This window comes from Pantoea sp. E956-1 (assembly GCF_982223955.1).
The window spans coordinates 945,881-963,177 of sequence record NZ_CEUYZP010000001.1; the positions used below are offsets into that span (position 1 = coordinate 945,881).

12 protein-coding genes are annotated in these 17,297 nt (G+C 43.2%); 1 reads left to right on the forward strand and 11 read right to left on the reverse strand.

Annotated features, from left to right (window positions below; translation table 11 throughout):
* Positions 1–36: 36 nt before the first annotated feature.
* Positions 37–1,335, forward strand: a complete 1,299-nt coding sequence (locus AC0T7J_RS04765; protein ID WP_473792501.1) for a succinylglutamate desuccinylase/aspartoacylase family protein — start codon at positions 37–39, stop codon at positions 1,333–1,335.
* A gap of 35 nt (positions 1,336–1,370) precedes the next feature.
* On the opposite strand, the gene gndA is transcribed toward AC0T7J_RS04765, so the two are convergent.
* The 11 genes from gndA to AC0T7J_RS04820 all read right to left on the reverse strand — a co-directional run bounded on the left by gndA (position 1,371) and on the right by AC0T7J_RS04820 (position 16,775).
* Entirely contained in the window at positions 1,371–2,780 is a 1,410-nt protein-coding gene (gndA, locus tag AC0T7J_RS04770) for an NADP-dependent phosphogluconate dehydrogenase (protein WP_010248093.1), read from the reverse strand.
* Between the two features lie 135 nt (positions 2,781–2,915).
* Positions 2,916–4,031: a glycosyltransferase family 4 protein gene (locus tag AC0T7J_RS04775; RefSeq protein WP_473792504.1), complete on the reverse strand. Its 1,116-nt coding sequence runs from the start codon at positions 4,029–4,031 to the stop codon at positions 2,916–2,918.
* Positions 4,028–5,191 (reverse strand): glycosyltransferase family 4 protein, encoded by a 1,164-nt coding sequence (locus tag AC0T7J_RS04780; RefSeq protein WP_473792505.1) that lies wholly within the window; start codon positions 5,189–5,191, stop codon positions 4,028–4,030. The genes AC0T7J_RS04775 and AC0T7J_RS04780 overlap by 4 nt, the downstream gene beginning before the upstream one ends.
* Entirely contained in the window at positions 5,167–6,069 is a 903-nt protein-coding gene (locus tag AC0T7J_RS04785; RefSeq protein WP_473792507.1) for a GDP-mannose 4,6-dehydratase, read from the reverse strand. The genes AC0T7J_RS04780 and AC0T7J_RS04785 overlap by 25 nt, the downstream gene beginning before the upstream one ends.
* 1 nt (position 6,070) lies before the next feature.
* The gene (gene gmd, locus AC0T7J_RS04790; protein WP_473792509.1) at positions 6,071–7,105 is read right to left on the reverse strand and encodes a GDP-mannose 4,6-dehydratase; all 1,035 of its coding nucleotides are present in this window, start codon (positions 7,103–7,105) and stop codon (positions 6,071–6,073) included.
* A gap of 21 nt (positions 7,106–7,126) precedes the next feature.
* Positions 7,127–9,643, reverse strand: coding sequence for a glycosyltransferase family 4 protein (locus AC0T7J_RS04795; protein WP_473792511.1), 2,517 nt, complete (start codon positions 9,641–9,643; stop codon positions 7,127–7,129).
* A gap of 30 nt (positions 9,644–9,673) precedes the next feature.
* Positions 9,674–11,863 carry a methyltransferase domain-containing protein gene (locus tag AC0T7J_RS04800; protein ID WP_473792513.1) on the reverse strand — a complete coding sequence of 730 codons (2,190 nt, stop codon included), beginning with the start codon at positions 11,861–11,863 and terminating at the stop codon, positions 9,674–9,676.
* A 9-nt stretch (positions 11,864–11,872) separates the two neighbouring features.
* Complete coding sequence (locus tag AC0T7J_RS04805; RefSeq protein ID WP_473792515.1) at positions 11,873–13,171, reverse strand: ABC transporter ATP-binding protein; 1,299 nt, start codon at positions 13,169–13,171, stop codon at positions 11,873–11,875.
* Positions 13,168–13,965: an ABC transporter permease gene (locus AC0T7J_RS04810; protein WP_473792517.1), complete on the reverse strand. Its 798-nt coding sequence runs from the start codon at positions 13,963–13,965 to the stop codon at positions 13,168–13,170. Before AC0T7J_RS04810 ends, AC0T7J_RS04805 begins: the two co-directional genes overlap by 4 nt.
* Before the next feature lie 3 nt (positions 13,966–13,968).
* Complete coding sequence (gene cpsG, locus AC0T7J_RS04815; protein WP_473792519.1) at positions 13,969–15,345, reverse strand: phosphomannomutase CpsG; 1,377 nt, start codon at positions 15,343–15,345, stop codon at positions 13,969–13,971.
* A gap of 14 nt (positions 15,346–15,359) precedes the next feature.
* Positions 15,360–16,775 carry a mannose-1-phosphate guanylyltransferase/mannose-6-phosphate isomerase gene (locus AC0T7J_RS04820; RefSeq protein WP_473792521.1) on the reverse strand — a complete coding sequence of 472 codons (1,416 nt, stop codon included), beginning with the start codon at positions 16,773–16,775 and terminating at the stop codon, positions 15,360–15,362.
* Between the last annotated feature and the right edge of the window lie 522 nt (positions 16,776–17,297).

Below are 17,297 nucleotides of genomic sequence, written 5' to 3' on the forward strand. Positions count from 1 at the left end.
TGTCGTCCTTTGCCGATTAAAGGACATTAACACGGTATGCATCAACAACATCATCCACTGTTAAGCGCCTCTTTAGGCACCCAGCGTGAAATCATCAGTTTCCATTTCGCGGAAGACAACGAGCGTCAGGTCTATATCCAGGCTGCGCTGCATGGCGACGAACTGCCCGGTATGGCAGTGGCGTGGTTTTTAAAGCAGCGACTGCAGGCACTGGAGTCCGCCGGTCAACTTAAAGCCGCCTTTACCCTGGTACCGGTTGCCAATCCGCTGGCGCTGGGACAGCACTGGCATGGTACCCATCTGGGCCGATTCCATACGCTCTCTGGCCAGGACTTCAACCGCCGTTTCCCGTCACTGGGCACTACCCTGGCGGCGGGCCTGGCTGACAGTCTGACTCAAAGTGAATCGCAGAACCGGAGCCTGATCCGCGAGGCGATTGATCGTCACTATCGCGATACCGTGCCAAAAACCGAGCTGGATGCGCAACGCCATACACTGATGCGGATGGCCAGTCAGGCCGATCTGATGATTGATATGCACTGTGACTGGGAAGCCGTGCCGCACCTCTACACCACACCGCACGCCTGGCCGGACATTGAGCCGTTTGCACGATGGTTAGGCAGTGAGGTGCAGCTGCTGGCACAGATCTCTGGCGGTGAGCCGTTTGATGAAGCCTGCTGCGAACCCTGGCTGACGCTGGCGGAACGGTTTGGCAAAAATTATCCGATGCCACGCGGATTGCTGCCGGTGACGCTGGAGTTGCGGGGCGTGCGTGATGTTTCGCCTGAACAGGCGGAGAAAGACGCGGATGCGATTATTTCGGCGCTACAGGAAGGCGGTTATATCGGCTACAGCGAGCCTGCGATTTCCGTGGAGGTGGCGGCACCCGTGATTGGCGGCGATGAGCTGGTCCCGGCGAGCGCGGGCGGAGACGATATCGTGGCAATCAATGACGGGCCGATTGGTTTAAACGTGCCAGATATCGCTGAAGCACCGGGAGAAGCTGGTGTAATCAAAGCGCGTCACAGCGAAGGATCGGCGGCGGCCTCCTCTGCCCTGAAAAATCCACCTACGCCATTAGCGGGCTGTGAGTACATTCATTCGCCGGTATCCGGTCTGATCCTGCACCGTAAACCGCTGGGCGCAAAGATTCGGCCGGGAGAAGTGTTAGCAGAGATTGTTGATCCGATAACCGACCAGATCACTCCGCTGGTGGCGGAACATGGCGGTATTCTCTATGCGAGACACTGGGCTAAATTTGCGACGGCAGGCATGCTGGTGGTGAGGCTGGCAGGTGAGCGAGAGATTCGGAGCGGGGATTTACTGGTGGGATAAAAAAAGGGCTTCCCGAGGGAAGCCCTTTTTAGTGATTAGTCTAACCACTCGGTGTGGAACACACCGTCTTTATCAATGCGCTTGTAGGTATGCGCACCGAAGTAGTCACGCTGCGCCTGAATCAGGTTAGCAGGCAGCACTTCTGAACGGTAGCTGTCGTAGTAAGCGATCGCCGCAGAGAAGGTTGGCGTCGGGATACCGTTCTGAATCGCGTAGGAAACCACATCACGCAGCGCCTGCTGATACTGATCGGCGATATCTTTGAAGTAAGGTGCCAGCAACAGGTTAGCGATGCCTGCATCTTCTGCGTAAGCATCAGTAATCTTCTGCAGGAACTGGGCACGGATGATGCAGCCAGCGCGGAAGATCTTCGCGATTTCACCGTAGTGCAGATCCCAGTTGTTCTCTTCTGACGCGGCACGCAACTGTGAGAAGCCCTGAGCATAAGAAACGATTTTACCCAGATACAGAGCGCGACGAACTTTCTCGATGAACTCCGCTTTGTCACCGGTGAAGGCCTTCGCCTGTGGACCGCTCAGTACTTTAGAGGCGGCCACACGCTGGGTTTTCAGCGAGGAGAGGTAACGGGCGAACACAGACTCAGTGATCAGTGACAGAGGTTCGCCGAGATCCAGTGAACTCTGGCTGGTCCATTTACCGGTACCTTTGTTCGCTGCTTCATCCAGAATCACATCAACCAGGTATTTACCTTCTTCATCTTTCTTGGTGAAGATATCTTTGGTGATGTCGATCAGGTAGCTGCTCAGCTCGCCGTTGTTCCACTCCGTGAAGGTCTCAGCCAGTTCTTCGTTGTTCAGACCCAGCGCGCCTTTCAGCAGAGCATAGGCTTCAGCGATCAGCTGCATGTCGCCATATTCAATACCGTTGTGAACCATCTTCACATAGTGGCCCGCGCCGTCCGGACCGATGTAAGCCACACAGGCTTCGCCATCTTCTGCACGTGCAGCAATTTTATCCAGAATCGGTGCAACCAGCTCGTAGGCTTCTTTCTGACCGCCAGGCATGATAGATGGGCCTTTCAGTGCGCCCTCTTCACCACCGGAAACACCGGTACCGATGAAGTTGAAGCCCTGGTCAGAAAGCTCTTTGTTACGACGGATGGTGTCTTTATAGAAGGTGTTACCGCCATCGATCAGGATGTCGCCTTTATCCAGGTGTGGGGTCAGGGAGGCGATTGTCTTATCGGTCGCTTCACCCGCCTGAACCATCAGCAGGATGCGACGAGGTTTTTCCAGCGATTCGACAAACTCTTCAACGGTGTAAAAAGGAGCAAGTTTCTTGCCCTGGTTCTCGGCGATGACTTCATCAGTCTTTTCGCGTGAACGGTTAAAGATAGAAACAGTGTAACCGCGGCTCTCAATGTTAAGAGCCAAATTGCGGCCCATCACTGCCATACCTACAACGCCGATCTGTTGCTTGGACATTACATACTCCTGTCTGTGGTCTCGCATGGTGTTACCCGTAACACCACTTTGTAAGTGATCAGTATGTTAACTCAGGATAGCGGATTAAAGGTAATGAATGGTGCGGTCGCACAGATGAAATTATCTGAAAATAAATCACACATTTAACAAGGATTTATAAAGCTTTGTATAGCTTTGAATCATTTTATCCGCTGTGAAAAGGGATTCAAAGCGTGCCAGCGCAGCCGCACCAAAGGTCATTGCCAGCTCGGGGTTCTGCCAGATTTCATCCATCGCCCGTCGTAATGCTGCGGGATCGGAGGGAGGGACGACTAAACCTGTGACCCGATCAATATTGATAAAGGTTGTTCCCGTTCCGATCTCGCTGGAGATCAGTGGTTTTGAATAGAGAGCACCTTCCAGCAAAGAGATCCCGAAAGCTTCAGAACGTAAATGAGACGGGAAAACCAGACAGGTACATAACTGTAGCAAGGCAGATTTTTCGCTGTCTTCCAGCGCACCCAGGAAATGAATATTGTTCACGCCTAACTGCTGCGCCTGCGATTTCAGCTCAGCCTCGATGGGACCTGCACCAACCACGACGATTGGATAACGGCTGTTCTTTGCCGCCTCGATTAATATATGCAGGCCTTTGTAATAACGAAATGTTCCAATAAAGAGGAAGAAGCCATCCGGAAATCTTGCCTGCCATTTTTGCAGAACGGCAGGATCGTTATTTTGATAAAACTGCTTATCAAGACCGTAAGGAATAACTTCAACTTTATCTTTGAACTGCTGCAGGACCGGGCTACTTTCAACATAGTTTGGCGACGCGGCAACGATGCGGTCCACACTGGAGAGAAAGCGGTTCATCAATGGAGTATAGAGCCTTAACAGTACTTTCTGCTTAACAATATCAGAATGGTAACTCACTACTGATGGCTTTTTAATTCCAGCGGCAAAATGTATGAAGTCCATAAATGGGTAAGGAAAGTGGTAATGGATGATATCGGCATCCTGAGCCAGTTCCCTGAACTCTTTTATCGCTGAATAGGAGAATGGGGTGGAAGCAAACTCACACTGCGTCTTGACCCGATGAATCTGATGATTATCCAGCGTGTTTTTTTTGTTTTCAAATTGGGGACTATGAGTAAAAACAATAGACTCAATACCTGATTTAAAACCACCTTCTGCAAGCTGATAAATAACCTGTTCAATGCCGCCAAAAGTATCAGGATAGTAGGTTTTATAACAGTGTAAAACTTTAATCATATATATTTTGCGACCTGCTCATAAGCTTCAATGGTTTTATCCGCACACAGTGACCATGAAAATTCGCGGGCACGCGCTAATCCCGTATCAATCATACGGCGCTTTACATCTGCGTTTTCAATCATCATCTGGATGTAAGTTGTCAAAGCATGAATATCCTGAGGGTCATGCATTAGTGCTGCATCTCCGGCGACTTCAGGAAGTGATGTTGCATTTGAGCAAATTACGGGCGTTCCTGATGCCATTGCTTCAAGAACCGGTAAGCCGAAACCTTCATAGATTGAAGGGAATACAAAACTCGTCGCAGCACTGAATAAATGCGGCAGATCGTTACCAGGCACAAAACCTAAATATTTTAACCAGCCTTCTCTCTCGCCTTTATCAAAGAGTTTAAAGAGTTGCTCATTTTCCCAACCTTTATACCCACTAATGACTAACGGAAAAGCAGACTTCTCATGTGCAGGCAGACGGTCATAGGCCTGCAACAGCGTCAGAATGTTCTTTCTTGGTTCAATCGTGCCGGTATACAGAAAGAAACATCGCCACTTAAGATTATACTTTTTAAGTACGCGTTGTGTCTCAGCTTCGTCTCGAGGATGAAAATGTTCATTGCAAGCCAGAGGAGCTACGGCAATTTTATTATCTTCAATACCAAAGAAATCAATTAACTCATTCTTTGTGTAATAAGAGTCAGTAATCAACATCGATGCACGCGAAACGGTATTCCTTAACTCTTTTTGCATCAGGTGAACACGTCCAGCCGGATGAAATTGAGGCCAATGGAATACTGACAGGTCATGAAAGGTGGCAACACAGTGTTTCACGCGAGGAGGTAGATAATAGTTTGGGCTATGAAATATATGATTCTTAAAATGCCTCAGCGCCATCATTTTCATTACCGGAAAAGTCAGGCGATATATTTCACTTACTGTTTTGCTTCTTTGTAACTTACGCTTTAGGGATTGAACCGATTGAGCAGACTCACTCGCGACTGCTAGTGAGTCGCGAGTCTTAGTGCCATGAAGAAACGTCAGCGCGACGTTATCTCTTTCCTGAAGCTGTTTAGCAAGCTCAAACGCATAACGGCCAATACCGGTTAAAGGATATTTAATACAGTCCGTAGAATAAACGACGTTTATTGCTTTGCTTCCAGCATCCATTTCAGGGTATCTCTAAGAGGGATTTTAGACGAAGTCTCACCGACTAAGCTACTGAGCAAAGTGATATCGCCACAAAGTTCTTTAATTTCATTAGGCCGGACAAAATCAGGATTAACTTCAATCTTAATATCATGGCCGGTCAGAGATTGGCAGAGATCAACGACCTCCCTCAATGAATGCATTTTACCTGAAGCGACATTGACAGTTTGACCAGATGAGCGGGAATGAAGTAACGCTGAATAGCTTTTAACGACGTCACGCACGTCGGAAAAATCACGCCATACATCTATGTTGCCCAGCTCAATTACATCTTTTCTCTCACGAAAATGTTTGACGATTTTCGGGATCAGGAAATTTTCTGCCTGACCGGCGCCGGTGTAATTGAATGGCCGGGTAATAATAATCGGCAATTTTTCATAAAACAGACTGGTCATATACTCCATGGCCAGCTTGCTTACCGCATAGTCATTTGCAGGTCTGGCAGGAACTGACTCTGCTAATTTTCCCGGTGTGTTATTACCGTAAACATTAGCACTGCTGGCGATCAAAACTGCATCCGGCATTTTTGCGGATTCGCTAAGAGCCTGTAACAGATTACGCGTACCGCAAAGGTTTACACTATAGAACGCATTCGGGTCGGAATGACCAACAAAAGCGATGGCTGCAAGATGAACAACGATGTCTGGCTTAATACTGTCTACAGCATTCTTTACATCTGCTGCATTGGTAAGATCAACCTGAAAATAGTGTGAGGAACGCTGGGTAGGAGTTGAACCGAAACCATAAACTTCATATCCGGCAGCGGATAAATCCGCTGCCATATATTGGCCGGTAAAGCCCTTGATCCCAGTGATCAGTGCTTTTTTGCCATTAGTCATATCAGAAGGAGAACCCTTGTTTATTGCGGCGCAGATCTTCTTCTACCATCATCGCACACAATTCTTCGAGCGTAGTTTTTGGCTCCCAGCCCAGAATGTCTTTCGCGCGCTGTGGATTACCAATCAATAATTCTACTTCAGCAGGACGGTAGAACTTAGGATTGACCTTAACGACCACTTTATTCGTGGCGACATCGATGGCTACTTCCTGGTCATCTTTGCCTTCAAAACGCAATTCAATGCCAGCCGCTTTGAACGCCATTGAAACGAAGTCACGGACTGTTTCAGTGCGGTTGGTCGCCAGGACAAATGTATCTGGCTCATCAGCCTGCAGCATACGCCACATGCCTTCAACATATTCCTTAGCAAAGCCCCAGTCACGCTTAGCGTCCATGTTACCTAACTCAAGCACATCCAGCTTACCGAGCTTAATTTTGGCTACAGAATCGGTGATCTTGCGGGTTACAAACTCCTGTCCACGCAGTGGTGATTCGTGGTTAAACAGAATGCCACTTGATGCGAAGATGTTGTAGCTCTCACGGTAGTTAATTGTCATCCAGTGGGCATACAACTTTGCAACGCCATACGGGCTACGCGGATAGAAAGGTGTATCTTCTTTCTGCGGAATAGCCTGCACTTTACCAAACATCTCTGAAGTAGACGCCTGATAGAAACGAATTTTAGGGTTAACGATACGAATAGCTTCTAACAGGTTTACCGGACCAATACCTGTAATTTCAGCTGTGGTAAGCGGCTGGTCAAAAGAAACACCTACAAAGCTCTGAGCCGCAAGGTTGTAGACTTCGGTCGCTTTGCTTTCCTGAAGTAAACGAATGCTTGATGACAGGTCAGTCAGATCATATTCGACCAGATGAAGATTAGGATTTTGTTTAATGCCTAACTCTTCGATGCGCCAGAAGTTTACTGAACTTGTACGACGATAAGTACCAAAGACTTTGTAACCCTTATTGAGCAACAACTCGGCCAAATATGCGCCATCCTGACCAGTAATGCCTGTAATAACTGCCGTATTCATACCTACTCCTAATAACTACATTCAGTTTTGTTTTACTAATGGAAGCTGTTGCAGTAATTGTACTGTACTTTCCTTCCATGTACACCAGTTAATATTTCTAGAATCGGGAATAGTGCCGATCCTTTCCATTTCTATCCAATCTTTAATTGTTGAATAAACACTCTCAGGATCACTTCCATTAAAATAATAAGCGTTATCGCCTGCAATTTCACGTAGCACAGGTATATCACGAGCGATGATTGGTAATTCTTGCTGAGCTGCTTCAATAATGGGCAGTCCAAAACCCTCTGCATAAGATGCTACGATAAGTGCATTAGTCTCAACGTATAATTCTGAAAGAAAGTCATCTCCAATATTATTCAGCCAATGGAGATTTCGGTCTTTTTGAACATGATTTTCAATTCTTTCAATCAGATTATCGACACCCCATCCCTTTTTACCCACAATGACAAGATTACAGGGTATGCCATCATTCCATAATTTTTCAAAGGCAAGCAAAACCTGTTCATGCCCTTTACGGGGTTCAATGGTGCTTACCATAAGAAAAGTAGGTTGAATTTTTAATTTATCTAACAGATCAGCGGCATTATCTGGTCGGCAAGTAAATGGTTTACTCGCAGAAATATCAGCGCCTAAATGAAAATGTTTCAATTCAAGTGAAGGATTTCGGTTTATTGAATCTTTATGTTCATTTAAATAATTATCTACTTCCAGCGCAACACTATGCGATATACAAACCAGACCATCAGCATTTTCGGAAATTGATTTCAACCATAGTGGAAATGCTGCACGGACGTTGACATCAGTCCAATCAGGGTGTAACAAAGGAATAATATCGTAAACCACATAATAAACAAAAGCACCACTCTTTCTAATTGTATTAATTTGATTGTTGAGATATGGAAACAAATGTGCGGTTAAATCTAAACCAAGCAGAATGTCGTCTTTACTAAAGAAAACCGGTTCATCATTGCCATAATCAATATCATAATTATCTTTTAAGTAATCATTAGCATAGTGGAACAGTTCACCCATTCTGCAATAAACAGGGCGTATAACATATCCATTACACCCGGAACTGATAAGATTTGATAAAACACTTCTTACCACTCTTTGTATCCCTGTCCGAGCATCATGTTGAACCAAAACAGAGATATCAACTAGTAGCTTACGCTCATGTTTTTGAAAATTATTTTTCGCCAGAGACCATGCTGTGCCCAATACATCAACGTCATCATTTAGTTGGGATGGACTATTTATTATTCTTTCTATGGCTTCCTCTAATGAGTTATCACCAATATTTTCATCGATACTAATTTTATTTAAACTTTTTTCGAAAGCATCTATAGCAATTTGTGCTGAAATATCCCAAGAAAACTTAGAGGCTTGTTTTTCGGCATTATTGGCTAATGCATGACGGAATTGATCATCAATTAAAGCCTTTTGCATTAAAGCTGAAATATCATTCACATTTCGCGGATCAAACATAGATTCATGCCATCCCATAACTTCAGGGAGGCTTGTAGTATTTGATGCTATAGTTGCGGCACCACAAGACATAGCTTCAAGCGGCGGCAATCCAAACCCTTCATGAATTGAAGGAAAAACGAAAAGTTTGCATATGTTATACAGTGAAACAAGATCATCATCAGGTATAAAACCAGTAAATGCTATATCATCATCATTTAGCCCATGCTTACGCGCAATAATAAGCAACCGTTCTTTATCGTGTGGTTTTATTTGACAGGCCAGCACAAGCATATGATTAATTCTGACGTCTTCATCCAGAATACTGAAAGCGTGGATTAATGCCTCAATATTTTTTCGGGGCTCCAGTACGCCAATAGTCATTACAAAATCTTTATGAATATTATATTTTAAACATAGTTCTTTCTTCCTATCGTGAGTAATGATGGTTTTTTTAAAATGAGAATCTATTGCTGATGATATATTAGTAACTTTTTCTGGACTAATTTCTGTATTATTTTTGACTTCTCTTGCCGCTGATTCGGAAATCGCAAGTAGCCCATCAGCTTGTTCAAGCTCTAGTAATTTATTCATGTAGAAGTTTTTAAAATTCTCATCTACAAGATATACATCTTTATTTAGCAGGGGTATTAAATCATAAATAATTGAAAATTGTTTAGGTTTATTTTTAACATCTGCTATTGACACTAAAAAGTCATCTACAAATCCTTCACTGAAACTCGTGTTGCAAATAACATCTGGATTAATGTTTGCAATTGCAAGATCTCGGCAGATTTTAGCAATATTATTTCTAGCATGGTTGTTCTTATCGCAATATGCTAGCGGTCCAGTTGCCGAGAAAATATAAATATTCTCTTCAGGGATAAGACCTTTGAACTCTTTTCTAACACTATTAATTATGTCTATTGGGTATAGGCCGTTTAATAAAATACTGACTCTGTGCCCAGGAGAATTACGTATAACAGCTTTAACCAAAGATAATGAATAACGCCCTATGCCACGAAGCCGACTTTCAGATTGGCAGCTTTGCATATCAAATAAAATGTGCAAAGTTATACTCCTTTAAAATTGATTTATATTTTAACGTTTTAACTTAGAGTAAATTTCTTTAACAGGTGCAGGTAACTGACTGCTATCGGCTTGTGAAACAATGACATCTTCATTAACTACTGTCGTGCCATTTTCATCACCTGTTTTTCGATAATTAATACGCCGATACATTTTAGATAGAGCATCATAAAACTTAAACTTTATTGCGAGTGATACAATTTTTGTTTTTAAGAGAGGCCTTTCATTTAGATAAGAAAGAGTTTTAAATGCAGTTATTTTAATTATTTTTTTATATAATGAACCAAATGTATTACTACGAAAAGCTTTAACATATCGTCCTGTTTTACGCCAACCCGCTGTAATTCGCCATGAACTGCTGTGTGTCATTGCTGCTATGTGGGCATGAAGACGAGCGTTTTCGTTGACCTGTAAATGATACTTATGCTGTAAATCTTCGATCATTCCTATAAGTTTCTCTTCAGAAAGACGCTCTGATTTTTCACCATCATTTTTAACTAGACTCTCTTTTAAAGAAACCAATGTTTGTTCGAAACTTGATCTGAAACTATTAACATTTTCAACATTTTCATTGAATTTGTTTTCGAACTTTAACTCAAGTGTATTGATTAAATATTCGAAATTGGTCTTAAGAATTTCAGTCTTTTGATTGTTAAGCTCTAACTCAACTTCTAATTCATTTAGCTTATTATCAATTGAACATTCAATGTGATTTTCAATCTGTGTGATTTTTGAATGATTTGCTTCATTTTCGGCTAAAAGTTTATAAATGTATGATTGACTATTCATTAATAACTTTTCCTGGGCTCTGATCCATTCATCAGTACTACCCAGTTTATCTGTAAGCTCAGGAAGCTGGTCTAATTTATTAAAAAGATCAAGTAAGGATCTGAAAGTCCATTCCCGAACTGGCTTTCTCCAAAATTGGTGTAACCAATTTTCATATTTCCCAGGAAGATTAAACGGGCTGATAGAAGCGGAGCGTAAAACTCCATCAGAAATTTCATGAGGAATTAAAACTTCTTTAAGAAATATGTTAAATGCCAGAAATATATTATCAGGCCAAACACAATCTTTTTTATCATTTGAAATTGAACCAAAATCAATTAAATTAACATTATTTTTTATGTCAATTAATATATTCCACGAGCGAATATCATCATGGTAATAACCATTCTCTTCAAGGATCACAAGCTGTTCAAGTAAACTGCGAATAATATGGTCTAAATCTATTTTTTTGTTTTTTTCGAGCAAATCAGAAAGAAGATCGCCGGAAATACGTTCCATAACAACCCAACCGTCGTTTTTTCCTGTACCACTATCGACTAATTGCGGCGCAGAAAAACCAGAAGGGGGAGAATTGAGAAAATCTATTTCCTGAAGAAGCTCTTTTCTGCTTCGCTCTTGCTCAAATGAAGATAAGTTAGCTTTGCTGAAGTTATAATATTTGCAAACGTGGTCAGCATTAAAATAGTATCTCCGGCTATTTTCATGAACTTCAACGTCGGTTTTATATGGTACACTAGAAGAATATGTAAATTCTTCACAATAATTATATAATATAAGATAATCATTACTTACCACATACATTGGTCGAATCACTGATGATAAATGAGTCTGATATTCAGCAATGATTCTATAAAACTTGCAATTTTCGATTAATTCTTCAGGTTGGTCGGGAAGAGAGGGACCCCAATATAGAGGTTCCTCTTTCAACGCAAGTTCAAGAATCATTGCATGAACTGAGTCTGCCAATTTCGATAACCAGAGTCTGACTTTATCAATGCCATGTTCATGAACGATGTGGTGAAAGACGCTTAAACCTATTACCAGATCATACTTCCTAGGCTCAATTTTTTCGATAATATCTTCAATACGACCTGTATCGAATTCAACATCAAAACTCGTGTTTTCTTTAGCCAAAGCACGGCAAACATTGATATTTTTATCAAGAAAATCAATACCTTTAACTGTCGCTCCTCTACTTGCGAGACTCAAACTAAAAAACCCCTGAGCACAACCTAAATCCAAAACTTTTAAAGGGCGTCCTAGCTTTTTAGAAAGAGTTGTATAAACCTCATAAATAACATCCAGTCGCTCGTTACAATTTCGAGAAACATTATCATCCCATTCAGGATGGCCGAAGATTGTTTGATAGACTTCAGGTAACGCTGTTACAAGGTCGTGCAGAGTATTATTCATTCTTAAAACTTACCTTTTGTCATAGCTTTCGAAAGATGATCTAAGATCGATAATGCCCCAAAATTGCATGGATTTACTCACATGGATAATTATTGAATCATATCGTCTATCTAGCGGGATCATTTCAAGTTCAGGATTTCCTGATGAAACACCGAATGAGATTAAATATTGGCCTTCATTTAAATTCATTGGAAAGGTAAACCTGAATATCCTGACATCACCTTTTTTAACAGAAATATTTTCTTTTCCTTCAGAAGCTAAAAACGAATTAGTACCATATAAAAAAAGACCATCTAATGTTTTAATCAGAATACCTGGAACAACATTATCATAATCATCGTCGAAAATAACTTTAAAATATAAATCGGTTACTTCATTACTTACAATATTCGAGGGAAAGCTTTTTGCTTTTATCTGAATATCATAATCTATTATTTTTGCCCCGCCCTGCCCCCATCGATATTCTTCTTGTCTATATCCTGGTCGTGTATGAAAGATATCATTATCGGCTTCACCAGCCAAATTGAGGCTTATTGAGATATCATCATTCAGAGCCTCAGTTTTCTCAATACCAGCTTTTCCAAAAAGCTCATCAAGATATCGATTTGTTACTTCGCGTGCAGATGCATCTAAAGCAATTTCGCCATTTTTTAAAAAAATGGCGCGATCACAATGTCGAACAATATCACCTGAACTATGTGATACTAATAATAATGTTGTACCTTGAGCCTTGAAATCGGCAATACGCGCATAACATTTCGCCTGAAATCTTGAATCCCCTACCGATAGGGCTTCATCTACAATCAATATATCTGGTCTTGAGGACGTGGCAACTGCAAAGGCTAATCGCATTTGCATACCGCTTGAATAGATACGTACAGGCTGATCAATATAGGCACCAATGTCCGCAAATTTCTCAATATCTGGTAGTAAAACAGAGATCTCTTCTCGACTTAATCCCATCATCAAACCAGACATAAATACGTTCTGCCTACCCGTAAAATCTGGATGGAAGCCCATTCCCAATTCAAGCAGTGCTGCTACTCGCCCTGATGTCGAAATAGTACCCAGCGTTGGTTGAGTAGTACCAGTCAGTAACTTTAATAGAGTGCTTTTACCGGCACCGTTAACACCCACTATTCCAACTGACTCACCAGATGCTATATCAAATGAAATATTTTTTAGAACCCACTTTTTTTCATGAAGAGACTTTTTATCAGGAAGAAATTTTTCAAACACTCGACTCCACTTCGATGAATAAAATTTATAAGCTTTCGATAGATTTTTAACAGAAATACTTGTTGTCATAATTCATCCACAATATCAGCTGCATGTTTTCTGAACATGACCCACCCCAATAAGAACAAGGTAATTGATATTAGGGTTATTGGCCCAAGAGTTGCCCATTCAGGTGGTTGTTTGTAAACAAAAATGTTGTGATAGGCTTTGATTATTGTTGCCATTGGATTATAGGCTAAGGCACCCTGAACCCATTTTGGTAAAGTGTCACTAACATAAACAATAGGCGTAAACCAAAACCAAAATTGTAATAATATTGACGTTAATTGCCCTACATCCCTCACAAATACATTCATCACACCTAGTATGATACCTAAGCCTACTGTAAAAATCATTTGAATGATTAATACGGGTAACATACTCAATATGACTAATCCAGGGAAGTTATCTGTTAATAAGAGAAACATCAAGAAGAGTGTGAATATAATTAGAAAGTTTAATATTGATGAGCATGTTACAATTATAGGAAGACAGATTCGTGGAAAACTCAACTTTTTCAATATATTAGAATTGGTTAAAAAAACATTAATTAATCCATTAAGTGTTTCCGCGAACAGTCCCCATGTCAAAACACCTGAGCATAAGTAGATACTGTATGCATAAGGTGATGACATACCTGAGAGCTTTGCACGCATAAGTTCAGAAAACACTAATGTATAAACCGAAATCATGGCGACAGGCTGTAATACAAGCCAAATTGCTCCTAGAAAGCTGCTTTGATAGCGCGATTGGAAATCGCGCTTGATACTATCAAAAATAAATCCGCGGTAACGATTTATTCCAGTTAATAAACCATTAATCATGAGTTACTCACCATTCAGGGCATCCATTAGCTCAGCAGTTTTTTCTAGCATCAATTCTGTATTTTCAACAGTTTCAACATTAAGCCTGACGAGTGGCTCTGTATTTGACGTTCTTAAATTGAAACGCCAAGTTGAAAATTCCATACTGATACCATCGGTCGTATCAACGTTCGCTCCCTGTTCAGCATAACGCTGCTTTATCTTTTCAATTTTATTTTTAGCATGTGCAACTTTAGAATTAATCTCACCACTGCAAGGAAACGCCTTCATTCGTTCAGAAACCAGCCCGGAGAGCGTCTCCCCTTTCACTGCCAGCAACTCTGCCACCAGCAGCCATGGAATCATACCGCTGTCGCAGTAAGCGAAGTCACGGAAATAGTGGTGCGCACTCATCTCGCCACCATAAACCGCATCTTCTTCACGCATGCGCTCTTTGATAAACGCATGACCGGTTTTAGACATCACCGGAATACCACCCGCTTTGGTCACCACATCAATGGTGTTCCAGGTCAGACGCGGATCGTGAATGATTTTCGCTCCTGGCTCTTTCTTGAGGAATGCTTCTGCTAACAGCCCAACGATGTAGTAACCCTCAATGAACTCTGCTTTCTCATCAAACAGGAAGCAGCGATCAAAGTCACCGTCGAAGGCGATCCCCATATCGGCCTGATGCTCACGCACCGCATCAGAAGTGTCTTTGCGACACTCCGGCAGCAGTGGATTTGGGATACCATTCGGGAAGTTACCGTCAGCTTCATGATGCACTTTGATAAACGTTACTGGCGCATTCGCCTGCTTAAAGCGTTTTTCAATTTCATCAATGATATGACCTGCAGCACCGTTACCGGAGTTGATCACCAGCTTCATTGGTTTAGTGAAGTTGCTCAGGTCGATGTAACCCATCAGGTGATCGACATAAGCATCCAGTACCGAAATCTGTTTATAACTGCCACGTTTGCTCTCTTCTACCGGAGCAAAATCATTGGCTTCAGCCAGGCGCTGGACGTCACGCAGACCGGTATCGCCGCTGACCGGGCGAGCACCTTCCCGTACCAGTTTCATCCCGTTGTAGTTCATCGGGTTGTGGCTGGCAGTCACTTCAATGCCGCCATCAATGCCTAAATGAAAAGTAGCGAAGTAGATCTCTTCGGTGCCGCTCATACCGATATCAAGCACGTCAGTGCCCGCATCCCGCAGTCCATTGGCTAAAGCCAGCTTTAACGACTCGCTGGTGAGTCGTACATCGCCGCCCACCACAATCATTTTTGGCCGGATAAATTCACCATAGGCGCGGCCAATGCGGTAAGCGATGTCTTCATTCAGTTCAGTACCTAACTCGCCGCGGATGTCATAAGCTTTAAAACAGGTCAGTGCTGCCATGATCGTGTCTGTCCTTACTTACTTGCAAACTGTTGTTTAATTAAAATGAGGTCGTCATCACCAAGGTAAGAACCCGACTGGATCTCCAGAAGTTCCAGAGGAATTTTGCCTGGATTTTCCAACGTATGCGGATGACCGATTGGAATAAAGGTTGACTGGTTTTCTGTCAGCAGCAGGGTTTTATCCTGGATAGTGACTTTCGCTGTGCCTGAGAGGATCACCCAGTGTTCGGTGCGGTGATAGTGCATTTGCAACTGGAAGGCTTCACCCGGCTTAACCGTGATGCGGTTAACGTTGAAGCGTCCAGTGTTGACCACCAGATCGCAACGTCCCCATGGCCAGTAAGTTTCACGATGGCGGCGATATTCACTGCGGCACTCGCTTTTCAGGAACTCAACCACCCGCTTAACATCCTGTACCTGGTCTTTACGTGCAACCAGCACAGCATCTTTGGTGTTCACAATGACCAGGTTTTCAACGCCGATGGCGGCAACCAGCTGATCTTCACTGTTGATATAGCAGTTTTTGGTGTTGTGCAGGAAGGTATCGCCCTTCAGCGAGTTGCCGTGAGTGTCTTTGTCGTTTACTTCCCACAGTGCAGACCATGAACCGACATCACTCCATCCGGCTGCCAGCGGGACGACCACAGCGGCATCGGTCTGTTCCATTACTGCGTAATCCACTGACTCGTCAGGACAGGCGATAAAATCATCTTTATCAATACTGATGAAATCATTCCCTTCTTTCACGTTAGCCATGGCGCGACGGCAGGCTTCCAGAATATCCGGACGGAATTTTTCCAGTTCCTGCAGATAGCGTTTAGCCCGGAACATGAACATGCCACTGTTCCAGTAGTATTCACCGGACTCAAGATACTGCTCAGCGGTGCTCTGATTCGGTTTTTCAACAAAGCGCTGAACCTGATAAGGGCCGCTTTCTGCGCCTGGCAGTGCTTCGCCACGCTGAATGTAGCCATAGCCGGTTTCCGGACCGGTTGGCACGATACCAAAAGTCACCAGCTTGCCCTGTTTGGCATAGGCGGTGGCGACTTTGATAGCCTGATGAAACGCAGCACGGTCTTCAATCACGTGATCGGCAGCGAGCACCAGCAGAACAGGATCGTCACCCTGCTCTACGGCGTTCAGCGCAGCCAGCGCGATGGCCGGAGCCGTATTACGCCCTACCGGTTCGAGAATAATGTTATGAGATAGCTTGTTAATTTGTCGCAACTGCTCGGCAACCAGGAAACGATGCTCCTCGTTACAGATGACCATCGGTGCGCGCGCTTCGACGCCGCTCAGACGATTAACCGTCTCCTGCAGCATGGAGTGCTCACCGTGCAGACAGATGAACTGTTTTGGGTAAAGTTCGCGGGAAAGGGGCCATAAGCGGCTGCCGGTTCCTCCGGCCATGATTACGGGAAGTAACATTCCACATCCTCTAACAAATTTAAACATGCTATGCATATAAGCGGGTCAATTTTTATTCGTTATGAATAAACAGCCACGCTACCGCCCCTGGCTTGCAGCAACCAATGCGCTGTGTGATAGCAATCTTGCCTTCACAGGTTAGCCTGTCGATGCGCTGATTATATTTTATTCAATCGCATACGGGTTTCGGGATAACACCAAATAGTACATTTTGTGCGGCAAAAATAATATGCCTAATCTTTCATTGCCACTGACAAAACTTAAGAGTGACTAAACATTGATCTCATTCTGCATGAGTTAATGTAATCACTGGCAAAACAGCATAGTAGCGTATAGGGAATCGCGCTTTGCGCCTCTTCACAGAGTCGGATAAGCCGCTATTGTGATTAAACGCTACAGAAGCCAGACCAGGATAATTCCGTATTAAGTCATCATTCAGTCACAATCTGGCATTGAGGTGAGGAGAGTGAGCAGGAATATGCAATTTCTCTTAACGCAGGCACAAAAAAACCCGGCCTGAGC